Origin of the sequence: Streptomyces sp. NPDC005761 (genome assembly GCF_040630635.1) — a bacterium.
Taxonomy (GTDB): domain Bacteria; phylum Actinomycetota; class Actinomycetes; order Streptomycetales; family Streptomycetaceae; genus Streptomyces.
On sequence record NZ_JBEXXX010000112.1, the window covers coordinates 1 to 1074 of the forward strand.

The 1074-nt window shown below is 71.1% G+C and carries 1 protein-coding gene and 1 pseudogene; both read left to right on the plus strand.

Annotated features, from left to right (window positions below; translation table 11 throughout):
- A pseudogene (locus tag ABZ434_RS36085) lies at positions 1-390 on the plus strand (electron transfer flavoprotein subunit beta); the annotation flags it as partial.
- A gap of 59 nt (positions 391-449) precedes the next feature.
- A partial coding sequence (locus ABZ434_RS36090; protein ID WP_359146351.1) for an electron transfer flavoprotein subunit alpha/FixB family protein occupies positions 450-1074 on the plus strand: 625 nt, incomplete at its 3' end.

Here is a 1074-nt window from a genome sequence, read left to right on the forward strand (position 1 = left end):
CTGCTCGCGGAGCGGCTGGGTGTGCCGCAGGTGACGCTGCTGTCCGAGGTGAGCGTGCAGGACGGTGTCGTGCGGGGCCGCCGGGACGGCGACAGTGCCTCGGAGCAGCTGGAGGCGTCGTTGCCGGCGGTGGTGTCGGTGACCGACCAGTCCGGTGAGGCGCGTTACCCGTCGTTCAAGGGGATCATGGCGGCGAAGAAGAAGCCGGTCGAGTCGCTGGATCTGGATGATCTGGGGATCGACGCGGACGAGGTGGGTCTGGGCGGTGCGTGGACGGCGGTCGACTCCGCGGCCGCACGCCCGGCCCGTACCGCGGGCACGATCGTCAAGGACGAGGGCGAGGGCGGCAAGGCTCTGGCCGAGTTCCTGGCCGGCCAGAAGTTCATCTGATCCCCGGCTGTTCCCTCATCGCCCCCCGCCACCTCGCACACGCAGGAGATTGAAGTTCCATGGCTGAAGTTCTCGTCTTTGTCGATCACGTGGACGGTGCGGTCCGCAAGCCCACGCTGGAGCTGCTGACGCTGGCGCGCCGGATCGGCGAGCCCGTCGCCGTCGCCCTGGGCAGCGGCGCCGCGGACACCGCCGCCACGCTCGCCGAGCACGGCGCGGTCAAGGTCCTGACCGCCGATGCCTCCGAGTTCGCCGACTACCTCGTCGTTCCGAAGGTGGACGCGCTGCAGGCCGCCTACGACGCGGTGTCGCCGGCCGCCGTGCTGCTGCCCTCCTCCGCGGAGAACAAGGAGATCGCGGCCCGTCTCGCGGTCCGTATCGGCTCCGGCATCATCACTGACGCCGTCGACCTGGAAGCCGGCGACCAGGGCCCGGTTGCCACGCAGTCCGCGTTCGCCGCCTCGTACACCACCAAGTCCCGTGTCTCCAAGGGCGTCCCGGTCGTCACGGTCAAGCCGAACTCGGCCCCGGTCGAGCCGGCTCCGGCCGCCGGCGTCGTCGAGGCCCTCGCCGTTTCCTTCTCGGAGCAGGCCACGGGCACGAAGGTCGTCTCCCGTACGCCGCGTGAGTCGACGGGGCGCCCGGAGCTGACCGAGGCCGCGATCGTGGTGTCCGGCGGCCGTG